Source organism: Ruegeria sp. A4 (assembly GCF_056543025.1).
Genome location: NZ_JBQGAW010000010.1, coordinates 54,928 through 75,924 on the forward strand (window position 1 = coordinate 54,928; position 20,997 = coordinate 75,924).

Sequence of the window (20,997 nt, forward strand, 5' to 3'; positions counted from 1 at the left end):
CGCCACGCAATTCTTGCAGCGGGGGCTGGGGCAGGGATTATTGAGTGAATAAAAGGTTTTCATTTTCATGAACAAAGTCGCAGAGCCGGTGGAGACGAACAGCACCACACCCGAAGAGCTGATCGCATCGGAAACCGCCGGCATGAGCCTGAGCGTGGTCATCCCCGCCTATAACGAGGAAAACGCCGTCCGCCACACGGTCGAGGACGTGCGCACCCATCTGGAGCCGCTGGGCATTCCCTACGAGATCATCGTGGTGGACGATGCCAGCCAGGACAACACCCGCGCCGAGGCCGAGGCCAGCGGTGCCACCGTCACCTTCAACGATGTCAATTCCGGCTATGGCGCCAGCCTCAAGCGCGGGGTGCGAATGGCGCAGCATGAATATGTAGCCATTCTGGATGCCGACAGCACCTATCCCGCGCGCTATCTGCCCGGAATGCTGGCCATGTGCCGCGATCAGGACATGGTCGTGGGCGACCGGGGCGCGGCGATGAAGAACGTGCCGCTGCTGCGCCGTCCGGCCAAGAAATTCCTGTTCGCCTTTGCCTCGTTCCTGGCCGAGCGCAAGATCAACGATCTGAATTCCGGCCTGCGGGTGTTTCGCAAATCCGAGCTGATCCCGTTCCTGCCGCTCTTGCCACAGAATTTCTCGTTCACCACCACGATCACGCTGTGCATGACCTCGAACGGCAAGCGGATGATCTATACGCCGATTGAATACGGCAAGCGGGTGGGCAAATCGAAAATCCGGCCGGTTGATTTCATCAATTTTATTATCCTGATCTTGCGGATCAGCACGCTGTTCAATCCGCTGCGGGTTTTCATTCCTATGGGGCTGGTGTTTTTTGCTCTGGGGACTGTGAAGTTCATTATCGACCTCACCTACCTGAACCTCAGCGGAACCACGGTGTTCGCGTTCCTTGCTGCGATCATGATCTGGTCATTGGGATTGATCGCCGACATGATCTCACGGCTGCATCTCAGACCCTGATTGGGCATGACACAAATTTTCTGAAGCAGTAAAGGAATGCACAAGTGACGGATGTTTCCCGACCCAATGGCGGCGACACGCCTGAAATCATCATTCTGGGCGCCGGGCCGGCCGGTCTGGCCGCAGCCCATGCCCTGACCGGGCAGGCGAAAGTGACCGTGATCGAACGCGCGCCCAGTGCCGGGGGCAATTCGGCCTCATTCCCGATTGAGGGCGTGATCTGCGATTACGGCTCGCACAGGTTTCATCCGGCGGCAGAGCCCGAGGTTCTGGCCGATGTGAAATCCCTGCTGGGCGACGATCTGCTGCTGCGCCCGCGCCACGGGCGCATCCGGCTGGGCGGCAAATGGATTCACTTTCCGCTGAAACTGACCGACGCGCTGATGCGCCTGCCCAAACCCTTTGCCGCGTCGCTGATCGGCGACATGGTGCTGAAACCCTTCCGCAAGAAAAGCGAAGGCCCCGAGACATTCTCGACCGTGCTGTATGACGGGCTGGGGCCGACGATTTCGGACAATTTCTATTTCCCATACGTGCGCAAGCTGTGGGGGCTGGATCCGGACAAGCTGGCGGTAAAACTGGCCGAGCGCCGGGTGGGCAGCGGCTCGGTCGGCAAGATCCTGATGAAGATGCTACGCCTGCTGCCGGGGCTGCGCAGCGAAACGACGGGTCGGTTCTTTTATCCGCGCAAGGGGTTCGGGCAGATCTCGGACGCGATGCGCAACAGTGCCGAGGCCAATGGCGCCACCTTCCTGTTCAACACCGAAATCACCGCCATCGAACGGGACGGCAATCGCATCACCGGGCTGACGATCCGCGACGAAGCGGGCGAGCGGCACCTGACCGGCGATCTGATCCTGTCGACCATCCCGCTGACCGGGCTGACGCGCCTGATCGGCGACCCCCCGGCAGAGGTGGTCGAGGCCGCCCGCGCCATCCGCTTCCGCGGCATGATCCTGCTGTATCTGGTGCTGGAGACCGATCAGTTCACCGAGTTCGATGCCCATTACTTCCCGGAACTGTCGATCCCGATCAGCCGCATGTCGGAACCCAAGAACTATAACGCCAGCGGCGCGCCAAAGGGCGTCACCGTTCTGTGTGCCGAACTGCCCTGCGACCCGGATGAAAAATGGTGGTCCATGTCCGACGAGGAACTGGGGCAGGAGTTCACCAAATGGCTGGGCCAGCTGGGCCTGCCGGTCACGGTGCCGGTGCGCCGCTGCGAAACCCGGCGGCTGAGCCATGCCTATCCGGTCTACGATGTGGGCTATGAAGAGCGGTTCGATGCCGTCGATCAGTGGCTCTCAGATCTGGACGGATTGCTCGTATTTGGGCGGCAGGGCCTGTTCGCCCATGATAATACGCACCACGCATTTGCCATGGCCTATGGCGCGGCGGATTGCATCGACGACAAGGGCAATGTCGACCGCGCGAAATGGAACAGCTATCGTGAGGTCTTTGCCACCCATGTGGTGGAAGACTGACCCATGCCCGCCTGGCAGGCCGATATCCTGATGTATCATTCGATCTCGGACGCGCCGGGACCAACCTCGATCGCGCCCGACATCTTTGCGGCACAGATGCGGGCGCTGGCGGCGTCCGGCCTGCCGGTGGTGAAACCGGACGCGCTGGCCAACCCGCCTGCCCCCCGTGTGGTCATCATCAGCTTCGATGACGGGTTTGAAGATTTCGCCGATACCGCCTGGCCGATCCTGCGCGAACATGGCTTCTGCCCGATCGTCTATCTGCCCTCGGGCCTGATGGGTGGCACCGACAGCTGGGCCGGGGGTAATATCCCGCCCCGCCCGCTGATGGAATGGGACCGGATCGAAACACTGGCCGGTGAAGGGGTTTGCTTCGGGGCGCATAGTGTCAGCCACCCCGATCTGTCGACGCTGGATGCAGAGACCTTGGAGGAAGAAGTCACCGGATCCGGTCAGGATATTGCCGCCCGGCTTGGTCAACCCGTCCGGCATTTCGCCCCGCCCTACGGGGCGTCGAACCCGAATGTACGCGCACAGATTGCCCGGCACTACGACACCTCGGTCGGCACCCGTCTGGGCGTGGCCGGGCCAGGGGATGACATCCACGACCTGCCCCGGCTCGAGATGTTCTATTTCACTGACATCGCCCGCTGGCAGGCTCATCTTGCCGGGCGCGGCGGGGCCTATTTGGCGGCCCGCAAACTGATGCGCGGCGTGCGAAGCGGGCTGAGCAGGGTGCTGCCCATCAACTGAGTGTCAGACTTCGGGTGCAAGCGTTCCGATCCGGTGGGCATTCGCCATCACACTGAATGTAATTGTCGTCGCCGGGATGGTCGGCAGGACAGAGGCATCAACGACGTGAATGCGCGTCGCGCCATGCGGGCGCCCCAGCACATCGCTTTCACCCGGGCTCGGGTCATCCGACATCGGCAGATCACCTCCGACATGAAAACTGGCCCCCGGCGCCCCGAACCGCGCTGCAAAAGACAGGCTGGTCAGACCAAGCCCCCGCAAGGCCCGGCCATAGCGCGCAAGCGCTGCGCGCATTGTCTCGGCGGTTGTGGGGTTTTCGTTCAGTTCCGGGCGTAAACGCCCATCCTCTGCCAGACGCAAGGCTATTTCATGCGAATGATCGGAATGCAGGAAAACCTGCGCCACGATCAGACGTCGGGCCAGCGCCTCAAGCAGCGGCCCGCTGCCGGGTATCCGGCGGCCATAGTTCTGTTTCAGATCGCGGGCATAGTATTCATTCCAGGTATAGATCTGCGCGTGAACCAGTTGCCGCGACACGGTCGGGTCATCCAGTTCGGCAAAAAGCTGCGGCAGCGTCTGATAGGGCAAAACATCGGGCCGCCTGGGCGCCCGCCAGCGGTGCAGCATCGGCAAAAAGGCCTGCTGGCTGTCTTTCAACACCAGTTCCTTGCCCCGCAAGCCGGGTGACGCCAACAGGATACGCGCGCTTTCCAGCACCCCGGTGGCCAGAAACACCCGGTTTCCGCGGACATCGCTGCCATCTGCCAAAGTGACGGCAACCTCGTCGCCTTCCTCGCGGACCTGCCGCACCACGTGATCCGCGCGGTAGGCAAAGCCTGGCTCTGCCTGCAACGCCATGCGGGTTTGTCTTGCAGACCAGATCAGCGACCACGGGCACCCGTGCAGACACAGCCCGCAGGTCTGACAGCCCGGCCCAACCGCCTGCCGCGCCAGACCGACATGCACCCCAGCCCCCTGCAATGCCTTCGCCTTCTGCCTGGAACGGGCCAGCAGAATCTCGGCCTGCGCGGTTGGTGGAACGGGTGTTCGGCCTGTCATATCGCAGGTGGGAAAGAGGTCTTGCAGCCCGTCCTGTTGCCCGGACACGGGCATTATGTCCGCCACCGCCCTGTAATGTGGGGCAAGATCGTCGGTTGTTATGGGCCAGTCGTCGATATCCGCCTGCCGATACGGCAAGACCGCAGCGCCCCAGACATTGGACAGCCCGCCCGCCGCCCGCGACGCGCGCAAAGCAAACCAATCCGCCCCTTCCACCAGTGTACGCGCAGATGAGGCCAGCGCATAACCTGTTCCATAGCGCCACACCTCGCCCTCCGGGGCCTGAAACTGAGGCTCCATCCAGGCTGTACGCGCCTCGGCGCTCCAGTCTTCGGCGCGGGTTCGGGACATCTGCTGCACCCGATCCGTAACCCCGGGCCCCGGTTCCACCCCGGCATCCAGCATCGTGACGTTTCGTCCCCGCGCCAGCAAGGCCCGGGCGACGGAAACCCCGGCAGGCCCGGACCCTATGACAAGATCGCTCACTGCGCCTTTACTGCCCGGACCAGAACCAGCATTTCATAGTTGGGATCATGGGTGGACAGTTCTTCGGGCGCAATTTCACTGGCCCCAAGGCCGTGCAGGTTGCAGATGCAGGTAAAGACATTGCCAACGGTCGACACCTCGACATTCTCTGCCGGGAAGACCGCCCGGAACAGGCGGCGCTTGGACTGGCTGGTGAAATGCCAGTATTCGCCCCAGTCATCCACGCCTTCGCGCCGCGCCACACGGGTCATCCCATGCGAGGTGCACAGCACCACGCCACCGGGTTTCAGAATGCGTTCCAGCGTAGCAATCGCCTTGTCGACCTCAAAGATCATCTGAAGGGTCTGGGTGATGATGATGCAGTCGAAACTGTTGTCGGGAATATGCGACGCATCGGTGATATCCGCCACGATGGTCGCTTGTGGATTGCCCTCGACATAGCTCAGTACATCCGCCTGCGTGACCCGGTCACCGCCGAATTTCTTCGTATAGGCCGGATCGCCGAATTCCAGAACCCGGCCACGGATATCGTCGCTGTGGTTTTGCAGGAATTCTTCCATGTAATAGCGTTCGATGGTCAGCAGGTCGCGATCCTGCCCGAACACGGCGCTGATCGGCGACAGCCGCCGCAAGCCGCCGAAATCGACCGACCCAACCGGCACCGACTGAAGATTGTGCAATCGCTGTTGCTTGCGGATCCATTTGCGCAGCCGTTCCGGCAGCAGCACGGTCGCGGTGTCGCGCACCAGCTTTTCAACTCTTTGTCCCGGTGTCATCGTGTTTGGCTCTTCATGCGTAGGCTTTGGCGCGTTTCTCGGCCATGATGTCAGCGATGATGTCATCCAGCGTGCGCGCCGGGCTGAACCCGGTGAACCGCCGCAGCTTCGAGACATCGGGCAGACGGCGGGCCATGTCTTCGAACCCTTCGGGATAGACCTCTTCGTAAGGCACCAGCCGGATTTCCGAGGTTGAGCCCGTCATCGCGATTACCTTTTCGGCCAACCCCCGGATCGTCACTTCCTGTTCACCACCGATATTGAAGACCTGCCCCCGGGCTTCGGGGACATCGAGCAGACGCACAAGCGCCTCGATCACATCGGCCACATGGCTGAAACAGCGCGATTGCTCGCCGGTGCCATGAACCTGAATCGGCTGACCGGCCAGGGCCGCTTCGATGAAGTTCGGCACCACCATGCCATAGCGCCCGGTCTGGCGCGGGCCAGTCGTGTTGAAAAAGCGCAGCACGACCACCGGCAGATCCACCTCGCGCGCATAGGCCAGTGCCATGAACTCATCCAGCGTTTTGGCGCAGGCATAGGACCAGCGCAGCACGCTGGTTGCGCCGATCGTCAGGTCGTCATCCTCGTTGAACGGGAATTTCGAGGCCTTGCCGTAAACCTCGGAACTGGAGGCGATGAAGACCAGCGGCTTGTTGCGCAGGGCCGCGCGCAACACGTTCTGCGTGCCGTCCACATTGGTTGCAATCGACTGGCTGGGCTGATCCATGATCAGCTTGACCCCGACCGCGGCGGCCATGTGAAACACCGCGTCAGCAGCCCCGACCAGTTCCTCGACCAATGTGGCATCCAGAACGCTGCCTTCGACAAAACGAAAGGCGGAATGACCCTGAACGGAAGACAGGTTTTGCAGCGACCCGGTGGACAGGTCATCCAGCACCGTCACCTCATGCCCATTGCCAATCAGACGCTCGGCCAGATGTGATCCGATAAAACCGGCCCCGCCCGTGATCAATATTTGCATGAAAAACCCTCGTACCAACAGAATCCACTCTAATGCCACAGGCTTAGCATAGGGATCGGTGGCCACCAAATGGTAGATACCGCTATGGTGCGCTGACAGGCCAGGCCTGCACAGTTTTGGAAAAAGGGCTGAATTGTTGCACAACGCATTAAGAATGTTGAACCTGCGGACATGACCGAAAAACACGTGGACCCCCGCCCCGGCGACGGGCTTGCAGGCCAGCGCGTGGTCGTGACCGGCGCCACCGGCTTTATCGGCCGGCGCCTGATCGATGCGCTGCTGAAACTGGGATGTGACGTGACCGCCTTGCTGCGCACGCGCCACGGGGCTGCCGCGTTGGAACAGGCCGGAGCAAAGGCACTGGTTTGCCCGCTGCACCCCGGCCCGGCTCTGACGCAGGCGCTGGACGGTGCGGCGGCTCTGTTTCATCTGGCTTACGATTTCCGGGCCCCCGGCGCGGACAACCTTGCAGCCTTCGACGCGCTTGCCAAAGCCGCCGAAGACGGGTCTTGCAACCGTATCGTGCATCTGAGTTCCGCCGTGGTCTATGACAGCTGGCCCAACGGGCCGATCACCGAACGCAACCCAATCACGCCGGAAGATGTGCAAAGCTATCGCGGCGCCAAAATTGCGATGGAACAGAGACTGTTGCAGGGGAAATGCGACGCCGCCATCTTGCAGCCGACCATCGTCTATGGGCCCGGCAGTGCGCTTTGGACCAACGGGCCATTGGCGATGATGCGCAGGGGCGGCATCATCCTGCCCGACCCGCCCGGACAATGCCCGGCCGTGCATGTCGATGACGTGGTACAAGCCGCCCTGCGCGCGGCCTCATCACCCCGGACCGGGGTCGAGCGATACCTGATCAGCGGCCCGGACACGCTGGGGTGGAAGACGTTTTTCGAAGGCTATGCCCGGCTTGCCGGATGCGGGGAGGTTCGGATTGATCCGGCTGCGAACCCGACCCCGCCGCCGTCGCCCAATGGCAATGCGCCCTCAGGCCCCTCTCTGGCGGGGCAGCTCAGCGCGCATCTGCGCCGCCTTGTCGGGCGCCGCCGGGTCGAGGCCGCCGCAAACTGGGCACGGTCCGTTCAGGCCCGGCTGGCGAAACCCCGGCCCGTGATGCCTGATATGGCGGGGCGCAGGCTTTTTGCCGGTCAGCCAGAGGTTTCAACCCGACATGCACAGGATCAGATCGGGTATGTGCCTCGTGTTTCCTTCGACGAATGGATCGAGCATATGCGAAAACAATCGGCACGCTGATTCAAGACTGCCTTGTTTTTGGAAACACCCATTCCGGGTCTTTGCCGGGAACGACAAATTAGTTGGCTTCGTTCCCGATCTGTCCTATCCGATGAAGAGAGAAGGTTTCCAATCTGCTAAGCTAATTTTAATTCAGTGTGACTTTGTACGATCAGGATAGATTATGAACTACGAAACCTCGCACCATCAGTCCCTCAAGCAGCTTATCGCGGCGCGCGATGCGCGGGTTGCCGTGGTCGGGCTGGGCTATGTTGGCCTGCCGCTGGCGCTGACGGCTTATGATGAAGGGTTTGATACCACCGGCGTTGATCTCAACCCCGACCGGGTGGCGCGGATCAATCAGGGCGATCAGGTCATCTCCTATCTGGCATCCGACCGGATCGCACAAGCGGTAGAGAGTGGGCGCTTTCGCGCAACGCAGGACGCCGCAGCACTGGCCGAGGCCGATATCATCCTGATCTGTGTGCCGACCCCGCTGACCGACGCACAAGATCCCGACATGCGCTTTGTCGCCGCCGCCGCGCAGACCATCGCACAGCATCTGCGCCCCGGTCAGATGGTGGTGCTGGAAAGCAGCGTCTGGCCCGGAGCCACGACCACGCTGGTTCAGCCGATCCTCGAAGCGGGCGGTCTGCGGGCAGGTTCCGATTTCTTCCTGGCCTTCTCGCCCGAGCGCGAAGACCCCGGCAATGACAAGTTCGACACGCACAGCATCCCGAAAGTGGTCGGTGCCGACGATCCGCAATCGCGGCAACTGGTCGAGGATTTCTATCGCGCCATCGTCACCAGCGCCGTGCCGGTCAGCTCGGCCGCCACCGCCGAAGCGGTGAAGCTGGTCGAAAACAGCTTTCGCACCGTCAATATCGCGCTGGTCAACGAATTGAAGACCGCGCTTGAAGCAATGGACGTGGATGTCTGGGAAGTGATCGAGGCTGCGGCGACCAAGCCGTTTGGCTTCATGCCCTTCTATCCCGGTCCTGGAATTGGTGGGGCCTGCATCCCGGTGTCTCCGGCCTATCTGGCCTGGCGCGCCGCGGATGCAGGATCTGATACGCCGCTGATCAATCTGGCCCGCTCCAGCAATGACGCGGTCCCTTCGATGCTGGCGGCACGGATGGCGGCGGAACTGGCCGCGCGCAACGGGTCTGCACTGGCGGAAACCGGGCAACCCCTGACCGGACAGCGCATTCTGTTGATGGGCATCGCCTATAAACGCGATGTCGAGGACACCCGCCGCAGCCCGGCGCTGGTGCTGCTGGACGAGCTGGAAAAGCTGGGGGCCGAGGTTGACTATCACGATCCGTATTTCCCCCGCCTGCCCGAAGGTGGCGAATACCCGCAGCTTGCGGGCCGGACCTCGCAGCCGCTGACGGCGGACAACCTGAAACGCTATGCGGCGGTGGCCGTAATCACCGATCACAGCGCCCCGGATTATGGTCTGGTCGCGCGCGAGGCCGCGCTGGTCTTCGACACGCGCAACGTCTTTGAAAAGCAGGGGATCAGGGTGGCAGACGGACGGCTGGTCAAGATGTGACCCCCCAAAACCTCTGATCATTCAATGGCCAAAGCGCGCGAGTCTGCCATTCCATCCAAATGATCGCGGATTGACAAAACTGTGTCATAGGCGGGCCTTTGCACATTTTCTGGGGTCGTCGGCATTCTATATTGCTGTCACAAAAGTTTTAGGGAACTATCTGTTCAGACATATTCATGTCTCAATAAATTATAAGCAGTGTCGCACGAGTAGTGGAGCAATGCTCCTCCCGGTAAAAATAACCAAATTTTAACCTCTGGTGGTTCAAAGTTTTGCCATGATTTCATCGCGGAATCATTTTGGGCATCTGCTCAATGGCATGACGGCGCCCACTTGGGGTTGGCAAGACCAAGACCATAGCCGGAGGACTTGGAGAAGATGATTGGAATTATCGGGATAGCCATTCTAGTTGGCCTGTGCGCCGGCGGGTTTGCTTTGATTTCCGGTGCGTCCATCCTGATGGCTCTGGGCAGCTACATCCTCTTTGGCTGGCTGTTCATCATTGCAGCCCTCATTGTTATCGGCGCCGTCAAAATCGTGAAGACACGCGTGCAGAAACAAAACCCCGCCTATTCCAGCTAAGCGCCTAGTCCCGTCCGGCGACCCTTTTGGCCACATAGCCCAGAAACGCCCGCTGCGGGTTTCTGATCTGTGGGCGGCCTGACGCGGCCCAATAAGCCAGCCAATCCGCTTCCAGCGCATAGACATCGTGGCCCGGCGCCATCGCCCTGGCCTCCTCCAGCGCCTGCGGCGGCAGGATCGGCTTGTCCGGCCCCTCGACCACCTGACCCCGGCGCGAGAACCGGATCAGGTCGCCCGGCTCTTCGGTCATCTCATAATCGGGTAGGTGATCGGCTGCGATCATGTCACGGATCATCTTGCGGAACACCCGCCGAGGTGAGGCCGAGCCGGACTTTTTCAACAGCACCTCGACCGAGATCCGCCACTCGGGCTGACGCCCGCAATGTTTGCGCGCCAGCTCATAGATCCGCCGCTCGAGCGGTTTACGCAGGCGGAAGTAATCGCGGCTGAGGGTCAGCACCGATTTCGCCAGCACCGCACGGAACAGCCAGTCCGACAGCTTCACGCTGACGCTGGCCATCCGCCCCGCCCTTGTGTGACGCACGATTTCCCAGCTTTCGATCAGGCCGAACCCGGTGGTGGTTTCCTTTTCACCCGTCACAATGTTGGTGGTGATCCTTGTGCCGGCCAGCCGCTCGAACGCTTCGCGCAGACGCTTGTAACCGTCACCGCTGGTTTCGCGGTTGGTGGCCACCAGCAGATCATGCGCCTTCAGATGCAACACCCGGCTGACCGTGCGGCCCGCATTGATCGCCGCCATCAGCTGGCTGATGCAAAAGATCAGGATGTCCTTGTCGTGGATCGTCGCCAGACCGCGCACCGAAGGCGTCACCGTGATCTCGACCCCGTTATGTTCGTAATTGAGGATGCGCCGGTCCGGCCGGGTCGAGAGCGAAAACATAGGATGCTCCATCGAACCCATATCTGTCTTGGGCAGCGCATCGAAGATATCGCATACAAAAAAATCGCCCGTTGGGTGCCGGTCAGGCAACAACGCCCCTGACCCGCTCATACTGCCCTGCCCATATGTCCTGCCCGAATCTTTGTTCGTGGTTTTATTGACGCTCACCGTAGAGTTATCCACAGGATGCGTAAAGCCGCCGGAACGTGGGTTCAGAGTCACTGCAACGTGGGATCAGAGTCACTCTATCGTGGGATCAGATTCAGTGTGACCTACAAAAGATACAAAAAGCGCTTTTTTTTCTTATACTTAATAGAGTTCAAATTCAGCCGTAACTAATAAGATAACAGGATTCTAACTGAACATTTTTTTGCTATACGCCCAAAAGCAGCGTCTCGAAGGATTTCTACCCTTTAATTTTGCTTAGAAAATCCGGTTTTGTGCTCATAATGCTTTCACATGCCTTCTTTTGTGGTATATTGACGAAAACATAGCACATGGACAGCATTTCAATGCGAGCAGCAACGTCCGAGGGGCTTCCCCCGTATTTCAATATCGACCCGGATCTGGCCTATGCTGAACTGGGCGACCCAACCGGAACACATGAGTTCTCGCAAATCGCGGATGCCTGTGCGCGGGGGCGTAGCGACCTGGCGAACCGGGGGCTGGAAGAAAACGGTCAGAAAAAGCTGCGCCTGTTTTCGACCTGGGAAATCACCAAATATCTGATCCCTGTGGCGCCCGCTCATTTTCGCCGGGTCCTGAAAGGCAATCCGGATTTGCCCCAGGGACAGTCCGAAACCGAAGGCGGTGCCAAGTGGTTCACGCTGGATGAGGTTCTACGGTTGCGGGCACATTTCGCCTCGGAAGGATCCAAGGCGAAAGAATACCGCCCCTACCGCCCCGAGGGTCTGCCCGCCAAGATCGTGTCCGTGGCCAATTTCAAGGGCGGTGTTGGCAAAACCTCGACCTGCGCGCATCTGGCCATGTCGGCAGCTCTGGACGGTTACAAGGTGCTGGTCATCGACCTGGACAGCCAGGGTTCGATGACGTCGATCTTTGGCGGCAAAGTCAGCGATGAATGGCAGACGGTGTTCCCCTTGCTTGCCCGCCACTACGCCACCCATCTGCGCCGGGACAATCAGGGACGTCTTGACCGGGGTGAGGCCCCGCATCCGATCGACGACACCCTGTCCGAGGCGCTGAAGACCCGCAGCAGCGATCTGATCCAAACCACCCACTGGCCGAATATCGATCTGATCGGAGCGCAGCTGAACCTCTATTGGGCGGAATTCCAGATCCCCGTCTGGCGAATGCAGGGCCGCAGCTGGAAGCTGTGGGATGCGCTGACGGATACGCTGGACGAAGATGGGGTGCTGGACGATTACGATATCATTTTCATCGATACCCCCCCTGCCCTTGGCTATCTGACGATCAACGGGCTGGCCGCCTCGGATATCCTTCTGGTGCCCATGGGGGCCTCGTTCCTGGAGTTCGACTCCACGGGGCGCTTCTTTGACATGCTGCATTCCACCTTCCAATCCATCGAGGATGGCGAGAACATGGCCGCCCGCGCCCTGGGGCGGCCCGAGATGGCGTTTCAGTGGGATGCGGTGCGCACGATCATCACCCGCTATGACGGCAGCCAGCAGGCGGAACTGGCCGGGCTGATGCAGGCCTATCTGGGCCGGACCCTGTCGCCACACTGGCAGGGTTACACAGCGCTGATCGGTCAGGCGGGGGAACAGGTCAACGGTATCTACGAGGCCGATTACCGCGATTTCAACCGCGAGACCTATGTGCGCGGGCGGGAAACCTTTGATGCCACCTATGCCTCGTTCAAGAAGCTGCTGATCGGCGTCTGGCGGGGCGAAGAACGGGCCCGGCAGGCCGAAGAGGCGGGAACACCGGAATTGTCGCTCTGAGCGCGATGTTTCGCGCGCGAAACACGCCTGCCACATCCCGAAACCGAGTCTGATCCGCGCAGGAAAAGGAGAAACCAATGGCAAAACGCAAACGACTGACCCCTGCCCGGCCGGATTATCTGGAAGACAACCGCCCTGCCCCTGGGCTGAACCCGATGTTCCCCACAGACGCCCCCCGGACCACGCCGCCGGTTGCGCAGGTGGCCGGGGCCACGGCGGCTCAGGCGGCGCTAGAAGAGCTGTCCGGAGAATTGCGTGCCGCGCGGGCCGAAGGGCGTTTGGTGCAGGATGTGCCATTGGACGCCATCGAGGAAACTTATCTGGTCCGTGACCGCATGGCGGCAGATGACGCGGATATGGAGGCGTTGAAGGAAAGCCTGAAGACCCGCGGGCAGCAAACCCCGATCGAGGTCGTGGAACTGGAGGGCGGACGTTACGGGTTGATCTCGGGCTGGCGGCGTCTGACAGCGCTGCGGGCTTTGGCGCAGGAGACGGGCGAGGCCCGCTTTGAGACCGTGCGTGCCTTTCTCAGGCAGCCGCAGAGCGCATCTGATGCCTATGTGGCCATGGTCGAGGAAAATGAAATCCGCGTCGGGCTGAGCTATTACGAGCGCGCCCGGATCGTGGCGCGCGCGGCAGAGCAGGGCGTTTACCCGGATGAAACTGTGGCCCTGCGTGGGCTGTTTGCCTCGGCCAGCCGGGCGAAGCGATCCAAGATTGGCTCGTTCATCGCGATCTATCACGCCCTGGATGACCATCTGCGCTTTGCGTCAGCTATTCCTGAACGGTTGGGGCTGTCGATTGCAAAGGTCCTGAAAGAGGAGGCAAAAGCAGCTTCCTTGATCACCACCGCTCTGCGGAAGGCCGCGCCTCAGAACGGGGAAGCCGAGATTTCAGCTCTGACCCGTGCAGTGAACGGCCTGGGGTCGAATGGGGAAAACCCACCTGCTGCCAAGACCCCCCTGAAAGAGACATTCGGCGGCATTCAGTTGAAACAGAGTCGAAACGGTGCACAGGTCACCCTGTCCGGCGAGGGAATGTCCGAGACATTTCTTGCAGAGCTGAAAGCCTGGCTGCACGCGCGCGGCACATGATGTTTCGCGCGCGAAACAGATCCTCCCATCACCCCAACAGATCCGCCGCCGGGTTTTCGGCAATATCCACGTCGTCATAGTATTTCTGTGCCTGCGCCACAGAGCGGTGCAGCGACAGCCGCATGGCGGCCTGGATCGGCGCACCGTCCAGCGCGGCCTGGGTCAGAAAGCCAGACCGCAATCCATGCGGCGAGGCGAAATCCTCAGGCAATCCGGCCAGCCTGAGTCGATGCTTTATGATCTGATAGATCGCATCCGGGGTCAGACGGCGTTTCAGCACCCGGTCCGCCTTGGAGATGGGGCGGAACAGCGGGCCACCTGTAATGTCTCCGGCTTCGATCCAATGCACCAGCGCCTGCGCGGCACGGCCCTTTAGGATCAGACGCGGCGTCTCTCCCTTGGCTGTGGTCTTGGTTTCCAGCAGAGAAAGCCAGGCCACGCCGGTCTTGTCGAACTCCTTCAGCGACACATCCTCGCGCATCAACCCGGTGATCTCGGACCGGCGCCGCCCGCCGCTGGCCCAGCCCAGCATCAGGATCGCTCGGTCACGGCAATCGCGCCGCGACCCACGGCAGGTGGTAAGCAACTGTTCCAGCACTCCGCGGGTGATCGGATGCTGCGACTTTGGGGCAGGGGGGCGTGCTGCCGCCCGGCGCGCCTTGGCCCGGGCCTGTTTGACCTGAGGGGCGTCGAACGGGCTGGTGAGGTTCTTCATACGGTGAAAGGCCAGCCACGAGGCGATGCGCCGGTCCAACGTCGATGGGGCGGGGCAGGCGAGGGATTTGCGCAGGCCCTGTTTGATCAGCATCTCGGCGCTCTGACGCGCGATGTCGGCCTCTGGTGCGTCGCTGAGGTCGCGGGCGTGATCGAGAATGAAGGCGAGGGCGGTGGCCTCAGATTCCGGCCAGTCCAGCGCCGCCCCGAAGCGCGCCATTTTCCACGCCGCCACATAGATCAGATCGCGTTCATAGGCGCGCAGCGTATTGGCGGGGGTGCCGCGGATATAGAGATCACTCAGCGCGTCCTGATCTGCCTGCGACAGGGCAGGGGCGGCGGCGGGGAGATATAGGGCAGGGGGCTTCATACGCGCCATTCTGAGCCAGTTTCTGGGTAAAATCAATCAAACGTGATAAGGAATACTTATCGAATATGAATGGTCAACAAATCAGAAAATACTGTAGGCCTCGTTTTCGGAACTTTTTGCGTTTTACTTGACATAAGCCTCAATATAAAAAAGCCAAATAATTCTGAATATAAGGTCTTAGGCGCTGTAGTAAGCGGGGTATCCAAAACCATCTTCATGAAGATGGCTTGGCGAAAGCCCATCGACGGGATGTCAGATACGTGATTGCCGGAACCGTTAAGATAATCACGCAAAGAGCCAGAAAATAGTTCACCCCACCCAGGTTGACCATGAGGTAGACGATCACCTGGTTGAGAAACAGACCAAGGCCGGCAATCGCCAGAAACCGTGGCATGGCCCGCCTGTGGCCGGCCTCGGATTGAAAGCTGAAGCGGTGATGGCCGAAATAAGACACCATAAACCCTGTTACAAAGCCAAATGCGTTGGCTGAGAATGGATGCAGGCTGCAGATTTCAATCAATGCAATCGCAACAAGAGCGTGAGTGACTGTCGCGAGGATACCAACAACCCCGAAGGACAGGATACTTCTTAGATCAAAGGGTTTCACGAGTGCTCGTCCGGACCTGAAACGACGCGCTCCACCACAAAGCGGGGGCGTTGTTTGCTTTGCAGGTAGAGCCTGCCAATATACTCACCAAGAATACCGATTGTTAGAAGCTGAACCGAGCTTACCAATAGCACTATCACCATCACCGAGGACCAGCCTGAGACGACATCCCCGGTAAACCATTGGAATAAGACCCATACGATCAAAGCCAGCCCTAGTACTGTGGTCAAAAGTGCCAGCCACGTCGCCAAGCGCAGTGGAACAATGGAAAATCCGGTGATGGCATCAACCGCCAAGCGCAGCATTTTTCTAAACGGGTACTTGGTTTCCCCGGCAAAGCGTTCAGCCCGGTCATACAGCAATGGGACTTGCCGAAACCCTAGCCAACTGACCATTCCGCGGATAAAGCGGTCTTCTTCCGGCATGGCGTTCAGGTAGTCGACCACTGTTCGGGACATTAAGCGGAAATCTCCGGTATCGACAGGAATATCAACATCGGTCAATCGGTCCAACAGGCGATAGAACGCAGCTGCGGTTGTTCGTTTGGCCACCGTTTCTCCCGCTCGTTGTCGACGTTGCCCGTAAACGACATCAGCTCCGTCCTGCATCAGATCCAGCATATCGGGTAGGAGTTCAGGCGGGTCTTGCAGATCCGCATCCAGCACCAGAATATTTGTCCCGCGCACATACGTCAGCCCGGCTGAAAGTGCCTTCTGGTGGCCGTGGTTTCGAGACAGGATAATTGCACGGATATTGAACTTGGTTTCCGCAAGCTCCATGATCATGCCCCGTGTGCGATCGGTGGACCCGTCATCGACCAGGATGAGTTCCCAGGATGATCCAACGCATGTTTCGGCCACGGAGCTGACCCGGCGAATGAGTTCCGGCAAAACCGCTTCTTCGTTGAAGCAGGGCACTACGATTGACAAGCTGACGCTGGCCTGTTCCATTCGTTTTTCCGCATCCGTTTTTTGTACTTTGATCATCGTTACAACAACTCTTTCCGGTCTGCGCGCGGATTAAAGCTTTTGACCTCATTTATTGTGTAAAATAACAATTTCGGAGCAATAATGCGCATTTCGGAAACAGTTCTTTCCCTTATTGCTCGTCCTCAGAGCGTCGGATGACAAAAGGTGGGAGATTTACTAATAACAGAGGCGGATTTCGAAGAAAGGTCTTGTCGGGTGGTATTGGTTTGTGTGGTTCATAATTGGACTTCCCCATGACCGATGCAAGGATACCAGCACGGCTTCTGTTTGTATCAGCTGTCATTGCTGCCGTTTTGTTTCTGCCTACTGCCGGGATCGGTATCGCACGATCTGGATACAATCCGGATGAATGGCGGTTTGCGGCTGGCCTTGAACGAGGGTTTGCTGAAGTTCACGGTCGCTGGGCGGCGCATTGGGCTCACGAGGTTCTTTTTGAACAGGGTGCGTCGATTGCAATCCTAGTCTCCATCATTTTTGCGGCTTTATTTGGGGTTGCTGCTCTGATTGCACGTGAGGCTATTGCGACGACGGGGCCAGCCATGGTCGTAGCTTCCATCCTAACAGTTTTTCTGGCCGGGTCTTCGCATGTTTATCTGACCGAGCTTTTGCACTATCAGACGCTGGCACCGTGGTTTTGTCTTGGTCTACTCGCATCCGTTGGGGCCATGGTATTGGTTAAGCCCCAGGGGCGGTGGTCGCGTTCCGGACTGCTTCTACGAATGGCCGTAGCCGCCGAACTGCTGGCTATATCCATTGGCTTTTATCAAAGCTATGTTTTGCTGGGGTTTATTATACCGGCTCTGGTTCTGATCCGGGTCGATCGATTTGACCACCGGCAATGCCTGTTCTTTCTGTTGAGGGTCCTGATCGCCTCTGGTGCAGCTCTGATCCTGTATCAGTTACAACGTGACGCTACGATTTACGCTCTGGATCTCAAGGTAGATTTCCGTTTCTCGAGTGGTATAGATACCGCTGTCCTTGCCGATAAGCTGTCTGCTCTCTACTGGATTGAGAAGTTGATCCATAGCGGTGGGCTCCTGGGGATGCCGTCTTTTTATCGGCGTCTGTTTTTGTTGAGCCTGGCCGCCGCCTGCATCTTGGTTTTGGCCGCGGCGACGATAGCAGTCTTTGCTGCCGGCAGGCTTTCTGCTAGTGGGTTGATAGGAGGATTGCGCGTGTTAGTCGGAGGACTAGGCGCGCTTTTCATTTTGCCAGTTCTGATCTGGTTTCTCTATCCGGAACCCTATTTGATCGGGCGTAGCATCGGGTTTGTCGGGTTTATCTTTGTGGGCATTGTTTTGGCTTCGGGCACGGTTATCGCGCAGGCGGCCGATGGGGTGTCTATATCACGCTTGGTATTGGCTGGAGTGATGAGTTTGTGCTTGGTTTATGGCGTCGGTCAGGTAGTCGCCTCATCACATATCTGGCCCCTGTTTAACCAAATGGCGGAGCGGGACATAGAATTGGCGGACGCTATTGTAGAACGAGCCCGGTTGCTGGATGGGTTCAATGTCAGATCTACACCGATCCGCTCAGTCGGTGAGCCCTGGTCTCCGTCTTTGAAATTCGGCGATTTTCAAACCCAAAGCACGTTTCATCGCGGTGTGGATATGAACTCCATTTTTCAGGTTCGCTATGGTGCGACAGACTACGCTGGGTCGGTATTGACCCCGCCGCAGGCATGCACGGGGTTTCCGGTAGATGGATCGGTTTTTATGGTCGACGATACACTGTTTGTCTGTTTCGAAAACCTGAACCCCTTGCGAGTTCAACTCACCTGTTTTCCACTGGGCGGTAATGCACGCGGTGCGATTTGTTATTCTGATGGGATGGCGGTTTTGATCGGTCAGACCTGCGCCGATATTGATCCCGGTACTGGTCAGATTGTTGCGACACAGCTGGATGAAGCCGGGCGATGGATCAGGTCGAATCAGTTTTACTGGCAAGCTAAAGATACCGAAATGAACGGCCTTTGTTATCGGTTTGTCGAGACGGCTAACCTCCCGTTCTCGACTTTGCGGATAGAGCATAAGTTGGCAGCGTCCGAAACGGCGTGGATGATCGAATATGACGTGAAGGATGCACGCCCTCTGGAGGAAATATTCGATACATTTAATTAACGGGAGTATGTCGCAATGGGGAGCAGGAATGTACTTGGGCTTGTTATTTTTCTGGCAAGCGGCGCGCTACTTGCTTTTCTTGCGGGCATTTCGGCTGCGGTGCTGAACCTGCCACCGACGGCCTTAATCCGCGAGGCAAAGGATACCGCAGAGGAACTGATCAGGGGGCCGTGGTACCGTGATCCCCGGTGGATGCCGCGCCGGTATGAAGGCGTTGGTTTGGTAAAGCATGACACTGAACGCAGTTGGCCCGGGCTTACGGTTATGCAGGGCATGTTCGACGAGGGCATACAGGCACGGGTCTACGATACAGATGGTACGCTTCTGCGTGAGTGGCCGCTTGATTTCCACGCCATCTGGCCTGATCCGACCCATATCGTGCCTGCCAGCGCAATTCCCCAAGGATCAGGGGGATATCACACGCAAGGAATTGCTCTGCAGGAAGACGGGTCTGTCCTGATCAATTTCGCAGAACGTGGCACGGTACGTCTTGACCCTTGTGGTGATGTCGTCTGGACCGTTGATCAGATGACCCACCACTCGATCACGGAAAACCCGGACGGGAGCTACTGGATTCCAAATAAGCGTGATCCTTCAACGGTGGCTTCGGAATACATGCTTCCGGGCGCCTCAGTCGAGGCTATCCTGAATTCCGACAATTATTATGCCGATTCAGCCCTGCGGATTGACCCGGAGGGGCGTGTTGTCGAAGATATCCCGATCCTTGAGCCGACAATCGACTGGTTGGCCGAGCACCAAGAGTTTGAAATCATCCACGGGCTCAATCCGGAAGATCTAGATCCCGTACATCTCAATGATATCGAAGTTGTCACTCCTGAATTGAGTGCGCGCATTCCTGGTGCGGAAGCCGGTGACTTACTGCTGTCCATGCGCAATCTCAACGCGCTGGCTGTGCTTAACAAAGCCAGTGGCAAGATCGTCTGGATGCAGCACGGGCCATGGGTACAGCAGCATGATCCGGACATAGCGCCGGACGGGACCATCACGGTTTTTGATAATGGCGGTGGTGCTATGGTGCCCGGGCGCGATTTCGCCGGGGCACGTATTCTTCGCTTTGATCCTGCCACCAGTCTGACCGAGACGATTTATCCGTCAACAGAGGATCATTTGTTTTTCAGCTTTATAATGGGCACGCACCAGACTTTGCCTAATGGGAATATCCTTGTGACCGAAAGCATGTCTGGCCGTGTTTTCGAAATCACCCCAGACGGAGAGCTTGTCTGGTCTATGGTGTTTGTGGCCGGAACCAGCTCGGCTGCGCTCGTAGAAGAGGCGCGGCGCTATCCCTTGGATTATGTTGATCGGTCCGTCTGGGTCTGTTCCTGATCAGCATGCGCGTGCGGGTAGCCGGAGCGCGTGGAAAGTGTGGCATAGATCGCCTCCGCCTCTGCGACCAGCGCCGGTGAAAACTGCCCGGGATCGGTTTTGCGTGTCAGTGGGCGGATCAGATCGGTCGCTCCGGATAATTCATCCGGATCCAGATCCAGCGTCAGACACAATTGTTGCAGGACCGGTCCGGGATCAGAACAAAGCGCCTCATAGGGCAATATCTGTACGTGTTCGTACCGTTCTTCGACATGTTGGAAAGCAGCGATCCAATAGGCCAACCAATAATCATGCGCGTCTGGTGTTGCGCGTTCTGACAGCCCGGGAAATCCGAATGGGCGGTGCAGTTCTCCAAACTCGAAATGGCCGATATCTGCCATATACCGTGTGACGAACGAATCTGCGGCCTGTTGCATCGCAAAATTTCTATGTTGACGCAAAAGCGAGGCCGCGTGTTCCAGCGGATGACGCAAGACAACCAGAATATGAGCATCGGGCAACATTTCTTTCAAAAGGTCGATACGTGCGATGTTAGCGTTATTCTTTGAGACATAGCGCGCCACAGCGCTGTTCTCGGGCCGCCTGAGGGACACGATCTTTTGCATGTGTTTGCGAAAAAATGCCGTCGCTTCTGTATGGAGATGACGTGGTTTCCAAAGCGGAATCTGCTTCGCGCGTCGATAATGATCGGGCCAATGCGCCTTCCAGAATACCTCTTCAAAGCTTTCGGGGCTGTCGAACCCAATTTGTACCCCATCGCCATGAGCGCGTTCGCGGGCTTCGCCCTCCCGACGGAAGCGCCCAAAGAACCGGTCCCAAAAAACCGGTGCCAGAACAAACGGCATGTCGCGATATGTATGAGAGGCTAAATCTGGATGTTGGGACAAAAGCTCCAATACCAGTGTTGTTCCGGCACGGGCCAACGATGTAATAAACACGGGGTTACGATCATTGGCGCCCGTAAATTGCCGGGCCAATGTGATATTTTCTATATCAGCTGCGACCATTTGGACG

Annotated in this window: 18 protein-coding genes; 10 read left to right on the forward strand and 8 right to left on the reverse strand. The window is 58.7% G+C overall.

The annotated features are described in order from the left end of the window. Positions 1 to 67: 67 nt before the first annotated feature. Genes ACR0E2_RS18815 through ACR0E2_RS18825 form a run of 3 tightly spaced genes read left to right on the forward strand, consistent with a single transcriptional unit; the run spans position 68 to position 3,231 of the window. Positions 68 to 994, forward strand: a complete 927-nt coding sequence (locus ACR0E2_RS18815; protein ID WP_171331808.1) for a glycosyltransferase family 2 protein — start codon at positions 68 to 70, stop codon at positions 992 to 994. Between the two features lie 44 nt (positions 995 to 1,038). Beyond that, on the forward strand, positions 1,039 to 2,478 hold the full coding sequence (locus tag ACR0E2_RS18820) for a protoporphyrinogen/coproporphyrinogen oxidase (protein ID WP_480447515.1): 1,440 nt from the start codon (positions 1,039 to 1,041) through the stop codon (positions 2,476 to 2,478). A 3-nt stretch (positions 2,479 to 2,481) separates the two neighbouring features. Continuing rightward, the gene (locus ACR0E2_RS18825; protein ID WP_480447516.1) at positions 2,482 to 3,231 is read left to right on the forward strand and encodes a polysaccharide deacetylase family protein; all 750 of its coding nucleotides are present in this window, start codon (positions 2,482 to 2,484) and stop codon (positions 3,229 to 3,231) included. Between the two features lie 3 nt (positions 3,232 to 3,234). On the opposite strand, the gene ACR0E2_RS18830 is transcribed toward ACR0E2_RS18825, so the two are convergent. Genes ACR0E2_RS18830 through ACR0E2_RS18840 form a run of 3 tightly spaced genes read right to left on the reverse strand, consistent with a single transcriptional unit; the run spans position 3,235 to position 6,537 of the window. Next, the gene (locus ACR0E2_RS18830) at positions 3,235 to 4,776 is read right to left on the reverse strand and encodes a GMC oxidoreductase (RefSeq protein WP_480447517.1); all 1,542 of its coding nucleotides are present in this window, start codon (positions 4,774 to 4,776) and stop codon (positions 3,235 to 3,237) included. Further along, the gene (locus tag ACR0E2_RS18835; RefSeq protein WP_480447518.1) at positions 4,773 to 5,552 is read right to left on the reverse strand and encodes a class I SAM-dependent methyltransferase; all 780 of its coding nucleotides are present in this window, start codon (positions 5,550 to 5,552) and stop codon (positions 4,773 to 4,775) included. Before ACR0E2_RS18835 ends, ACR0E2_RS18830 begins: the two co-directional genes overlap by 4 nt. Positions 5,553 to 5,565: 13 nt before the next feature. Then, positions 5,566 to 6,537: an NAD-dependent epimerase/dehydratase family protein gene (locus ACR0E2_RS18840; RefSeq protein ID WP_171233808.1), complete on the reverse strand. Its 972-nt coding sequence runs from the start codon at positions 6,535 to 6,537 to the stop codon at positions 5,566 to 5,568. 171 nt (positions 6,538 to 6,708) lie between these two features. Here ACR0E2_RS18840 and ACR0E2_RS18845 point away from each other — a divergent pair, with 171 nt between their 5' ends. The 3 genes from ACR0E2_RS18845 (at position 6,709) to ACR0E2_RS18855 (ending at position 9,916) form a co-directional block, all read left to right on the forward strand. After that, the gene (locus tag ACR0E2_RS18845; RefSeq protein ID WP_480447519.1) at positions 6,709 to 7,800 is read left to right on the forward strand and encodes an NAD-dependent epimerase/dehydratase family protein; all 1,092 of its coding nucleotides are present in this window, start codon (positions 6,709 to 6,711) and stop codon (positions 7,798 to 7,800) included. A gap of 163 nt (positions 7,801 to 7,963) precedes the next feature. Next, on the forward strand, positions 7,964 to 9,334 hold the full coding sequence (locus ACR0E2_RS18850) for a nucleotide sugar dehydrogenase (RefSeq protein WP_171233806.1): 1,371 nt from the start codon (positions 7,964 to 7,966) through the stop codon (positions 9,332 to 9,334). A gap of 378 nt (positions 9,335 to 9,712) precedes the next feature. Beyond that, positions 9,713 to 9,916 (forward strand): hypothetical protein, encoded by a 204-nt coding sequence (locus ACR0E2_RS18855; protein ID WP_171120538.1) that lies wholly within the window; start codon positions 9,713 to 9,715, stop codon positions 9,914 to 9,916. A gap of 4 nt (positions 9,917 to 9,920) precedes the next feature. On the opposite strand, the gene ACR0E2_RS18860 is transcribed toward ACR0E2_RS18855, so the two are convergent. Next, positions 9,921 to 10,928, reverse strand: coding sequence for a replication initiator protein A (locus ACR0E2_RS18860; protein WP_171331801.1), 1,008 nt, complete (start codon positions 10,926 to 10,928; stop codon positions 9,921 to 9,923). A gap of 386 nt (positions 10,929 to 11,314) precedes the next feature. Between ACR0E2_RS18860 and ACR0E2_RS18865 the strand changes: the two genes are divergently transcribed. Together ACR0E2_RS18865 and ACR0E2_RS18870 are read left to right on the forward strand one after the other, a co-directional pair. Beyond that, positions 11,315 to 12,742, forward strand: coding sequence for an AAA family ATPase (locus ACR0E2_RS18865; RefSeq protein WP_171331800.1), 1,428 nt, complete (start codon positions 11,315 to 11,317; stop codon positions 12,740 to 12,742). Positions 12,743 to 12,819: 77 nt separating this feature from the next. Then, positions 12,820 to 13,836, forward strand: coding sequence for a ParB/RepB/Spo0J family partition protein (locus tag ACR0E2_RS18870; protein WP_480447520.1), 1,017 nt, complete (start codon positions 12,820 to 12,822; stop codon positions 13,834 to 13,836). 28 nt (positions 13,837 to 13,864) lie between these two features. Here ACR0E2_RS18870 and ACR0E2_RS18875 read toward each other — a convergent pair whose 3' ends face one another. The 3 genes from ACR0E2_RS18875 to ACR0E2_RS18885 form a co-directional block, all read right to left on the reverse strand. After that, positions 13,865 to 14,920 carry a tyrosine-type recombinase/integrase gene (locus ACR0E2_RS18875; RefSeq protein ID WP_171331798.1) on the reverse strand — a complete coding sequence of 352 codons (1,056 nt, stop codon included), beginning with the start codon at positions 14,918 to 14,920 and terminating at the stop codon, positions 13,865 to 13,867. Positions 14,921 to 15,134: 214 nt separating this feature from the next. Beyond that, positions 15,135 to 15,527, reverse strand: coding sequence for a GtrA family protein (locus tag ACR0E2_RS18880; protein WP_171331797.1), 393 nt, complete (start codon positions 15,525 to 15,527; stop codon positions 15,135 to 15,137). Next, positions 15,524 to 16,513, reverse strand: a complete 990-nt coding sequence (locus ACR0E2_RS18885; RefSeq protein ID WP_480447521.1) for a glycosyltransferase family 2 protein — start codon at positions 16,511 to 16,513, stop codon at positions 15,524 to 15,526. Before ACR0E2_RS18885 ends, ACR0E2_RS18880 begins: the two co-directional genes overlap by 4 nt. A gap of 236 nt (positions 16,514 to 16,749) precedes the next feature. On the opposite strand from ACR0E2_RS18885, the gene ACR0E2_RS18890 reads away from it, so the two are divergent. Beyond that, a complete protein-coding gene (locus ACR0E2_RS18890; protein WP_480447522.1) occupies positions 16,750 to 18,636 on the forward strand; it encodes a hypothetical protein in 1,887 nt (628 codons plus the stop codon). A 15-nt stretch (positions 18,637 to 18,651) separates the two neighbouring features. Beyond that, complete coding sequence (locus ACR0E2_RS18895) at positions 18,652 to 19,983, forward strand: arylsulfotransferase family protein (RefSeq protein WP_480447523.1); 1,332 nt, start codon at positions 18,652 to 18,654, stop codon at positions 19,981 to 19,983. Here ACR0E2_RS18895 and ACR0E2_RS18900 read toward each other — a convergent pair. Continuing rightward, on the reverse strand, positions 19,950 to 20,990 hold the full coding sequence (locus ACR0E2_RS18900; RefSeq protein WP_253283618.1) for a sulfotransferase family protein: 1,041 nt from the start codon (positions 20,988 to 20,990) through the stop codon (positions 19,950 to 19,952). The genes ACR0E2_RS18895 and ACR0E2_RS18900 overlap by 34 nt on opposite strands. Between the last annotated feature and the right edge of the window lie 7 nt (positions 20,991 to 20,997).

Excerpts from the sequence above, each read along its gene's own strand:
- ACR0E2_RS18885 (WP_480447521.1), bottom strand. The coding sequence starts at position 16,513 with ATGATCAAAGTACAAAAAACGGATGCGGAAAAACGAATGGAACAGGCC.
- ACR0E2_RS18815 (WP_171331808.1), top strand. The coding sequence starts at position 68 with ATGAACAAAGTCGCAGAGCCGGTGGAGACGAACAGCACCACACCCGAA.
- ACR0E2_RS18840 (WP_171233808.1), bottom strand. The coding sequence starts at position 6,537 with ATGCAAATATTGATCACGGGCGGGGCCGGTTTTATCGGATCACATCTG.
- ACR0E2_RS18870 (WP_480447520.1), top strand. The coding sequence starts at position 12,820 with ATGGCAAAACGCAAACGACTGACCCCTGCCCGGCCGGATTATCTGGAA.
- ACR0E2_RS18845 (WP_480447519.1), top strand. The coding sequence starts at position 6,709 with ATGACCGAAAAACACGTGGACCCCCGCCCCGGCGACGGGCTTGCAGGC.
- ACR0E2_RS18865 (WP_171331800.1), top strand. The coding sequence starts at position 11,315 with ATGGACAGCATTTCAATGCGAGCAGCAACGTCCGAGGGGCTTCCCCCG.
- ACR0E2_RS18875 (WP_171331798.1), bottom strand. The coding sequence starts at position 14,920 with ATGAAGCCCCCTGCCCTATATCTCCCCGCCGCCGCCCCTGCCCTGTCG.
- ACR0E2_RS18900 (WP_253283618.1), bottom strand. The coding sequence starts at position 20,990 with ATGGTCGCAGCTGATATAGAAAATATCACATTGGCCCGGCAATTTACG.
- ACR0E2_RS18835 (WP_480447518.1), bottom strand. The coding sequence starts at position 5,552 with ATGACACCGGGACAAAGAGTTGAAAAGCTGGTGCGCGACACCGCGACC.
- ACR0E2_RS18850 (WP_171233806.1), top strand. The coding sequence starts at position 7,964 with ATGAACTACGAAACCTCGCACCATCAGTCCCTCAAGCAGCTTATCGCG.
- ACR0E2_RS18895 (WP_480447523.1), top strand. The coding sequence starts at position 18,652 with ATGGGGAGCAGGAATGTACTTGGGCTTGTTATTTTTCTGGCAAGCGGC.
- ACR0E2_RS18825 (WP_480447516.1), top strand. The coding sequence starts at position 2,482 with ATGCCCGCCTGGCAGGCCGATATCCTGATGTATCATTCGATCTCGGAC.
- ACR0E2_RS18855 (WP_171120538.1), top strand. The coding sequence starts at position 9,713 with ATGATTGGAATTATCGGGATAGCCATTCTAGTTGGCCTGTGCGCCGGC.
- ACR0E2_RS18890 (WP_480447522.1), top strand. The coding sequence starts at position 16,750 with ATGACCGATGCAAGGATACCAGCACGGCTTCTGTTTGTATCAGCTGTC.
- ACR0E2_RS18860 (WP_171331801.1), bottom strand. The coding sequence starts at position 10,928 with ATGAGCGGGTCAGGGGCGTTGTTGCCTGACCGGCACCCAACGGGCGAT.